Here is an 8,691-nt window from a genome sequence, read left to right on the forward strand (position 1 = left end):
TTATTTAAGCACCCATTTCCAAAAATAATAGCAAATAAAACCGGTCAGCGGCGGTAACGAGGCAAGCATGAAAACGCCGATCGTGGTTCGTCCGCCAGCCATTTCGCCAATCTCCGTTAAGAAATCAATAAGCGCATTTGTCGGTGTGGTAAACACGAAAAAGCCGATAATCGCTAACATAACGAAACAGCCGATGCCGGCGGCACGCATTGCTCTAAATTTAATCTCATCCATAGTCTTCCCTTATAGATAAAAGAAATAAAAAATCATTTTTTAAATGGGTTCACGCAAATTTACTCAGGCTATTTTGCCAAATTGTCTCGGCAATCATCTCCGGCGTTTCACGTCTTAATTCACACAACACCTTAAAAACCTGTTGCACTCTTTCCGGGCGATTCGGTTGACCTTGAAAACCGAATACCGGCATGTCGGGCGAATCCGTTTCTAACAGCAAGGCATCAAGCGGCAATTTCGCGATGGTTTGACGGGTTTTATTGGCGCGTTCATAGGTAATCGTGCCGCCTACACCAATAGAATAGCCCAAATCCACAAAACGTTTTGCCTGATCGTAGCTGCCTGCAAAACCATGTACGACGCCACGTTTCGGCACCTCAATGCGTTTAAGAAAAGAAAACAGTTGATCGTGCGACTTACGGGAATGCATGTTCACCGGCAAATTGTGCTTTTTCGCAAAATAGAGTTGCGCTTCAAAAAAATCGCATTGCTTGCGCCATAGCTCATCAGTTAATAATTCTGGCACGGCACGTTCCAAACCGATTTCCGCCACGGCTGTGCAATTTGGCGAACGCGTTGCTAACGCCTGTTCCAATAAATCCAAATCCTGCGCTTGGTGTTCTTTGATATACAGCGGATGTAACCCCAAGCCGTAATACAACTGTTGCGGATAAAGTGCGGTCATTTTTTCAATCGTTTTGAAATCCCGCTGTAATACGGCAACAATCAAGATCTTTTGCACGCCAGCCGCCTGCGCATTTTGCATGAGCTGCGCTAACGGCTCACCGGTGGCTTGCTGCAAATAATCGAGATGGGTATGGGTGTCAAAAAAGGAATACATATTAATCTAAAAAAATCAGGCAACTCAATGAGTTGCCCATAGTCTTATTCGTCAACGGTAACAGAGGTAATCACCACATCTTCATTCGGCACGTCTTGGTGGAAACCTTTGTTGCCGGTTTTCACACCTGTGATTTTGTCCACAACATCCATGCCTTCAACCACTTCTCCGAATACCGCGTAGCCCCACTCTTGTACCACTTCTTTGCCAAACATTTCTTTTGAACGGTAATCCAAGAAGGTGTTATCCGCCACGTTAATGAAGAATTGTGCTGTCGCTGAATGCGGATCAGAAGTACGCGCCATAGCGATGGTGCCGCGCTTGTTGCTTAAACGGTTGTTGGCTTCGTTTTTAATCGGTGCGTTAGTCGCTTTCTCGCGCATACCGCTTTCCATGCCGCCGCCTTGAATCATAAAACCGTCAATCACGCGGTGAAAAATTGTGTTATCATAAAACCCATTTTTACAATAAGTTAAGAAGTTTTCTGCCGTTACCGGTGCTTTCTCATGATTTAAGGCAATTTTAATGTCGCCGAAATTAGTGTGTAGTGTAATCATTGTGCTTTTCCTATACGAATTAAAGAGCGTCATTATTTCATAATCCGCCCCAAATCGCCATAAAGTGCGGTACGTTTTCAAAAAGATTTGGATCCCAATATGTTAAAACTTTTCAATACTCTTACTCGCGAAAAAGAAGTTTTTAAACCGATTCATGCAGGCAAAATCGGCATGTATGTGTGCGGCGTGACCGTTTACGATCTCTGCCATATCGGGCACGGACGAACCTTTGTCTGTTTCGATGTGATTGCGCGTTACTTACGCTATTTAGGCTACGAGTTGACCTATGTGCGCAACATCACTGACGTAGATGACAAAATCATTAAACGCGCGTTGGAAAACAAAGAAACCTGCGATCAACTAGTCAATCGCATGGTTGTGGAAATGTATAAAGATTTTGATGCCTTGAACATTTTGCGTCCGGACTTTGAACCGCGCGCAACCCACCATATTCCTGAAATTATTGCCCTTGTTGAAAAACTGATTCAGCGCGGACATGCTTATGTGGCAGATAACGGCGATGTGATGTTTGATGTGGAAAGCTTCAAAGAATACGGCAAATTATCCCGCCAAGATTTAGAACAATTACAAGCGGGCGCGCGTATCGAAATCAATGAAATCAAGAAAAATCCAATGGATTTCGTGTTGTGGAAAATGTCCAAACCAAACGAACCAAGTTGGGATTCGCCTTGGGGTAAAGGCCGCCCGGGTTGGCACATTGAATGTTCTGCCATGAACAGCAAACAACTTGGCGAGCATTTTGACATTCATGGTGGCGGCTCCGACCTGATGTTCCCACACCACGAAAACGAAATCGCCCAATCCTGCTGTGCTCACGGTAACCAGTATGTGAACTATTGGTTACATTCCGGCATGATCATGGTAGATAAAGAGAAAATGTCGAAATCCCTCGGCAACTTCTTCACGATTCGCGATGTATTAAATCACTACGATGCGGAAAGCGTACGCTACTTCCTGCTCACCGCCCATTACCGCAGCCAATTAAATTACAGCGAAGAAAATCTCAATCTGGCTCATGGCGCATTGGAACGCCTCTACACCGCATTGCGCGGCACCGATAAAAGTGTGGAGGCTTTTGGCGGTGAAAATTTTGTGGACGCCTTCCGTGAGGCAATGGACGATGATTTCAATACGCCAAATGCTCTTTCCGTACTATTTGAAATGGCGCGCGAATTGAACAAACTGAAAACCGAAGACATGGCCAAAGCCAACGGACTTGCCGCACGCTTACGCGAACTTGCCGGCATTCTCGGTTTGCTTCAGCTTGATCCGGAACAATTCCTACAAGCCGGCTCTGATGATGACGAAGTCGCCAAAATCGAAGAACTCATTAAACAACGCAACGAAGCCCGTGCCGCCAAAGACTGGCCGGCTGCAGATGCGGCACGCAACGCCTTAACCCAAATGGGCATTGTGTTAGAAGACGGCCCGAACGGCACCACTTGGCGGAAACAATAAGCCGATAAGTTAAAAAAGGAAAGTGAATCGCTCACTTTCCTTTTTTGTTTATTCCTATTTTAAACGTACTCCGCTCTCACAACTTGAAGATTCAACTCATCTGTTGGCAATGAGATGTAACATTCTGCTTTGAGGATGAACAAACCAATGAATTGCTGATTGATCTCCACCATCAATTTAAACGTGCCAACGGTTACAGCGAATTAGAAGTGAGCCAAAAACGCACCGCACTTGAAAATGTGATGCGCACAGACAGCATTGAAACCCATAAAGCGCGATTAAAAAATGTCGGCTTTTCTCATGTGGAGCTTTGGTTCCAATGCTTTAACTTCGGTTCCATGATTGCGATGAAATAAGCGCAAAGCTCAAAATAAAAAAGTGCGGTGGACGTAAAACGTTTTAAAAATCCACCGCACTTTTTTCTTATCTATCAACGATCTTATTCTTGCTTTTATAAAGGTTTTAAATCCTGATCCAATAAACGGGCAAGTAATAAAATGCCGTCTTTAAAACGATATTCGGCGTACTCTGCCTGCGCATAATATTGCCCTTTTCCTTCCGCAAAGAAATATTCTTGGCTTGGCAATGCCGGCGACCAGCCTGTGTTATTAATCGGTAAATACAGGTTTGGTTCACAATCCGTGAAATCCGTTGGCTTACTTTTTTCCACGCGACACAAGGTGGCAACGCCCTGCTCATTTTGATGAATTAAGGCATAAACTCGTTTAGGTTGTGGTTTGCTCGTTGTCTGCCAAGTGTCCTCTTCGCTGGTTTGCTCATCATTTAGCTGGTCAGGCTCATCATTAAGTTGCGCTGCAATATCCTGCAAAATGACATAATTCAACGACATATAATCCCCTTGCATTAACGAACGTGGATCCACCGGCGCAATTTTTAGCACGATCGGTTTGCCGGTCGCCAACACATTCTCAAATTGCCATACCTTATAATTTAATAGTGATAACATCAGTAACGCGATAAGCAGTGCTATCAACGGTTTTCTTTTAGAAACACCGGAAAAATCGACCGCACTTTGTGTCGTCACTTTAGATTTCCGATGCAAGAAAAATAGGACAAAGGAAAATAATGCACCAAAGCATAAGAGTAAAAACGACTTATAAAGCAATGGGATAAAGAGCATGTAATAATAAAGCGCTAAATTTGTAATGAGCGCCAATAAGGCGATAAAAAATAAAGATCGGCTTGCTGAAACATAGGCAATTAACCACAGGGCAACAAAAAACAAAATAGACGGTTGAGCCACAAAACCAATCGTAAAGAGCATGAAAACAATGGCAATAAACCACTTTTCCGCCAGCGCAGATTTAAAAAAGAAGCTGATAACCCAATAAACACAGAAAGGTGTAAGACAAACAAAAAACGGTACCCACCATGAAAATGTCAATGTCGCTCGTGAAAAAATGCCATAGGTAATGACGCTGAAAAAGTCCGAGAACGTATCAATGGACGGTAACTCGTCGGCGACCTCGCTGAAATGATGAATCCAAGGAAAGAAGGTTTGGGACGCGGAATACATCCAAGAGCCAATACTAAAAAATAAAAGCCCCCAAGCAAGCGGTGTCACTGCCTCGCTCTGCTGGTGTTTTATCATCCACAAGAACTGCCCTACAAAAACACAAATACAGCACAACATAGAAAGATAAGGTAAAGGCAAGGCACCGGATGAAATCTCCTCCACGTAACTGAGGTGCCACATGCTTAAGATACTCACTACCGTTAAAGTTTGTAGCCAAACTTCTTTGCGAACGAAATAAAAAGCACCGACCACACAAGAAAACAACAACGGCACAAAAGCCTGCGTTGTTTCGCTAGACTCACTCTCCAAATGATCAAACCATAAATAACCACCAAGTAAGCCATATCCCATCAAAAAACAAATACCGACCACCAGCGACATTTCATTACTCGCTTGCGGATAAGCTCGATGTAATCCCAGTGCGGTAAGCAACATTGCGATCGCCAAAGCAAGTACAGCGAACAACGGGTCAGATATATCAAGAATAAACGCCGCCCAAATAATGGCGGTGACCATACCGATGAGAATGGCAAAAATAAACAGAACGGACAATGCCCAAGGCATTTTCGTCTGTTGCGGATAACGGGCTTGATAAAGCTTGTACAGATATTTCATTGCCAAGATCGTCAGCACAAAAATCAACAAACCTCTCGAAAAAACGGCATCCGCAGAATTGATATGAGAAAAGAGCAACATGCTAAAGGCAACAATTATCCCCAATGCACTTGCAATTAAATTGGTGAAATCAAAACGATATTGCTTATAAAAATAAAATAATGCGGCAGAAGGCACACTCACGATCAAGAAATTTAGCACTGAAAACCAACCCAAAGCGCTATAAAACATCGCGTCATCGACCATAAAACGAATGCCGAAGAGATGTATGATCACAAAACCAAGCAAGATTTTGGGTAAGATTCGCCAACGTTCATCATGCAATCGTCGTGTAAAAACCTCACTGAATACCAAGCCAACACCATTGAGAAATACGCCATAAACAGCAACATAGTCATAATTATCGATCTGAAGTAAATACACAGCTAAATTTGCTGTGACAATCAGCAATAAGGCGGAAGCAACATTAGGCAACAAAAGCAACCATGGAATTTGGCACACCGACCAAATAGCAAACAATTCCCATGCATTCGCGCCCGTTTGATATGTTTGCCCAACGAGTGCCAAGGTAGCGCCAATCAGGACGGCTGTGCAAAAGAAGAACGCAACCGAAACGAGTTTTAATTTCTCCGCTGATAACTGACGACTTTCGCGCATAAAAAAATAGCCGCCTATAATCACAGAAAAAACGAACAACGTTTGCAACCCGTAAATCTTCGCTAAATCAGAAAGATAATCCCAGTTAGCGGCAATAAATGTGACGACGCCGCTACTAAGAAAACCAACCGTTAACAAGAGAAACAATAAATTAAGATAACGTTCCCAAGATAAGTTGAATAACCCTGTTCGATTCATATTTTCATTTCCTTTCAATCAGCGGTGAAAAGTTAAGGAATTTTAGTCAATTTTTAGGAGAAAAAGCAAAAGTGCAGTGAGATTTTGCGATATTTTCCTTCTCAGGTTCATTCTTTCCTCATACCAATAGAGCTTCCGTTTTCCGTCTCTTTTAACAAAAACTACATACATTTTTATCCATAAAACGCCATTAGAAACAACTTAATATTAATAATAATTATCATTTGCATAAATTGAGCAAATACGTTAAATTGCCACGCTGTAAATTTCACCTTTCATCAACCTTTAGAGGAGCATTTATGCGCAAACATTTTTCATTGCTTCCCCTTGCAATGTTAGTTACCACCGCTGTTTATGCAGACAACTTAGATGTGATTAACGTGGTATCTGAAAATACCGGTGCCAAAAGTAAAACCAATGTGATTACGACTGAATCCATTAATCGCAGCACGGAAACCGAATTAAAAGGTTTATTGAAAGACGAACCGGCGATTAACTTCGGTGGCGGTCGCGGCACATCACAGTGGTTTACCATTCGTGGGATGGGGCAAGATCAAGTGGATGTGAAAGTAGATGATGCTTATACCGATGCCCAACTTTTCCACCATCAAGGTCGTTTCATGTTTGACCCGGCACTATTGAAGAAAGTCAGCGTACAAAAAGGCACAGGATCCGCCAGTGCCGGCATTGGTGCAACCAGCGGTGCAATCGTTGCGGAAACCGTGAGCGCAAAAGATCTTCTGAAAGACGGTCAAGACATTGGTTTTAAACTAAATGCAGGTGTGAGCTCAAACAAAGGTTGGAGCAAAGGTGCAACCGTTTATTCACGCGCCGGTATGATGGATGCGTTAATTTCCGGTAACTGGGTCAAAGAAAGCGAGTATAAAGCAGGCAACGGCTACAAAATCAAAAATAGTGCATTAGGTCAACGAGGCTTATTAGCAAAAGTTGGCGCAGATTTAAATGAAGATCACCGAATTGAATTAAGTCATCGTCAAGAACGCCATTATGGCGTTCGCGCACTTCGTGAAGAGTTTGACTTTTCACAGGATTGGCTAACGGCAAATGGGCGAAATGGCACTCCACCGGCACTCACAAAAGAACAGCGTGCAAACGGCTATACGTTAAACCAAGAAGGGAATATTTGGTATGTTTTAGATCGCAATGGCAACAAAATGCCGAATACGGAAAATAACGCCCCTCGCTATCGCATCACCACGAACGATACCAGCAAAATTGAATGGACCGGCAAAAACATGGGCTTGATTAGCAATGCTAAGGCTAATGTATGGCGCAGTGTAATTAGCCGTGAAGAGCCAAGTGAACGTTCCAGAATCCGATTAATTGCCAATGGTGCCAACGTAAACTTGGACTCACCTATCGGTGAATCTCACTTAATCAAATACGGTGTCAATTACCGCGACCAAGAAGGTAAACCAAATTCTCTTACCGTACAAAACGGCGTCCAAATGAAGACTCAAAAGAAACGTGAGGTGGGTGTTTACACGGAAGGTATCTGGGGCTTAGGCGCGTTCACCTTAACCACCGGTTTGCGTTACGACCACTTCAATTTCCGTGCCATGGACGGTTCAAAATCGAAGAAAGGCAGTGTGAATCCAAGCGTTGGTTTGATTTATGAAGTCACCAATGATCTTAGTTTAAATACCAGCTTAAACTATGCTACCCGTAGCCCGCGTTTCCACGAAATCATGCTTTCTTCAGGCGCTAGCCGGGGAGGCACGGCCGTGTATTCCATCGCCAACAACATCAAACCAGAAAAATCGCGCAATGCGGAAGTGGGTTTCAACTATAAATTTGCCGATAGCCTTTCCTTAAACGGTAGCTATTTCTGGCAAACCGTTCAGGACACGCACGCCTTTACGCAAATCAGACAGGGTTATTATGAAATCCAAAATGCCGGAAAATTAAGAAATCACGGCTATGAATTAGGTGCAGCCTATAAATATGAAGGCTTAACCTTGCGTACCGGCGTGGCTTACAGCAAGCCGGAATTGGACGGCAGAACCGTGGATAGCACCGTCACCGCCATTCCGATCGGTCGTACTTGGACCACCGGCGCGTCTTACCGCTTCGAAAAACCTGATGTAGAAATCGGTTGGAAAGGCCGTTTTGTACAACATACCAGCTACGATTCCACCACCAACAACCGTGGCGGCGGTGCAACCACCACCAAACGTCCGGGCTATGGCGTAAACGATTTCTATGTGACTTGGAAACCGGCTAAAAACGTAAACCTTAACTTAGCGTTAAACAATGCGTTCAACAAATACTACCGCAGCCACAGCCAACGCGCAGGCGTATCCACCTTGCCTGAGCCGGGTCGCGATGTTCGTTTAAGTGTAAACTACACGTTCTAAACCTGAAAAGTGCGGTGAGATTTTACCGTGTTTTTTCAATTCATAATGAAGGATTAAGTTCAGTTGGGCTTAATCCTTTTCATTATAGCCAACCAAGGTCTGGCTATAAAAACCATACTCGAAGCCTAATTCACGATTTCATGCGTAGCGTGCTACGAATGATTTTCCTCACGAGCGTTTTTATTCGTGCAACAA

6 protein-coding genes and 1 pseudogene are annotated in these 8,691 nt (G+C 43.7%); 3 read left to right on the forward strand and 4 right to left on the reverse strand.

Annotation, left to right across the window (positions count from 1 at the left end):
• From HMPREF9065_RS07730 to HMPREF9065_RS07720, 3 genes are read right to left on the reverse strand one after another with little or no spacing between them, the layout of a single operon-like run.
• Positions 1-234 carry a hypothetical protein gene (locus tag HMPREF9065_RS07730; RefSeq protein WP_021615472.1) on the reverse strand — a complete coding sequence of 78 codons (234 nt, stop codon included), beginning with the start codon at positions 232-234 and terminating at the stop codon, positions 1-3.
• A gap of 49 nt (positions 235-283) precedes the next feature.
• Positions 284-1,075 (reverse strand): TatD family hydrolase, encoded by a 792-nt coding sequence (locus tag HMPREF9065_RS07725; RefSeq protein WP_021615473.1) that lies wholly within the window; start codon positions 1,073-1,075, stop codon positions 284-286.
• 44 nt (positions 1,076-1,119) lie between these two features.
• On the reverse strand, positions 1,120-1,632 hold the full coding sequence (locus tag HMPREF9065_RS07720; protein WP_021615474.1) for a peptidylprolyl isomerase: 513 nt from the start codon (positions 1,630-1,632) through the stop codon (positions 1,120-1,122).
• Positions 1,633-1,731: 99 nt separating this feature from the next.
• Between HMPREF9065_RS07720 and cysS the strand changes: the two genes are divergently transcribed.
• Positions 1,732-3,111: a cysteine--tRNA ligase gene (cysS, locus tag HMPREF9065_RS07715; protein WP_021615475.1), complete on the forward strand. Its 1,380-nt coding sequence runs from the start codon at positions 1,732-1,734 to the stop codon at positions 3,109-3,111.
• 149 nt (positions 3,112-3,260) lie between these two features.
• Positions 3,261-3,467: pseudogene (locus HMPREF9065_RS07710) on the forward strand (carboxy-S-adenosyl-L-methionine synthase CmoA); the annotation flags it as partial.
• Positions 3,468-3,562: 95 nt separating this feature from the next.
• Here HMPREF9065_RS07710 and HMPREF9065_RS07705 read toward each other — a convergent pair.
• Positions 3,563-6,118 (reverse strand): GDYXXLXY domain-containing protein, encoded by a 2,556-nt coding sequence (locus HMPREF9065_RS07705; protein WP_021615477.1) that lies wholly within the window; start codon positions 6,116-6,118, stop codon positions 3,563-3,565.
• Positions 6,119-6,417: 299 nt separating this feature from the next.
• Here HMPREF9065_RS07705 and HMPREF9065_RS07700 point away from each other — a divergent pair, with 299 nt between their 5' ends.
• The gene (locus HMPREF9065_RS07700) at positions 6,418-8,496 is read left to right on the forward strand and encodes a TonB-dependent receptor domain-containing protein (protein ID WP_021615478.1); all 2,079 of its coding nucleotides are present in this window, start codon (positions 6,418-6,420) and stop codon (positions 8,494-8,496) included.
• The last annotated feature ends 195 nt before the right edge of the window (positions 8,497-8,691 follow it).

The sequence above is a fragment of the Aggregatibacter sp. oral taxon 458 str. W10330 genome, from assembly GCF_000466335.1.
Taxonomy (GTDB): domain Bacteria; phylum Pseudomonadota; class Gammaproteobacteria; order Enterobacterales; family Pasteurellaceae; genus Aggregatibacter.

What these genes read in the sequence shown, in the direction of transcription:
- HMPREF9065_RS07725 (WP_021615473.1), bottom strand. Translation starts at nt 1,075, where the DNA reads ATGTATTCCTTTTTTGACACCCATACCCATCTCGATTATTTGCAGCAA.
- HMPREF9065_RS07705 (WP_021615477.1), bottom strand. Translation starts at nt 6,118, where the DNA reads ATGAATCGAACAGGGTTATTCAACTTATCTTGGGAACGTTATCTTAAT.
- cysS (WP_021615475.1), top strand. Translation starts at nt 1,732, where the DNA reads ATGTTAAAACTTTTCAATACTCTTACTCGCGAAAAAGAAGTTTTTAAA.
- HMPREF9065_RS07720 (WP_021615474.1), bottom strand. Translation starts at nt 1,632, where the DNA reads ATGATTACACTACACACTAATTTCGGCGACATTAAAATTGCCTTAAAT.
- HMPREF9065_RS07730 (WP_021615472.1), bottom strand. Translation starts at nt 234, where the DNA reads ATGGATGAGATTAAATTTAGAGCAATGCGTGCCGCCGGCATCGGCTGT.
- HMPREF9065_RS07700 (WP_021615478.1), top strand. Translation starts at nt 6,418, where the DNA reads ATGCGCAAACATTTTTCATTGCTTCCCCTTGCAATGTTAGTTACCACC.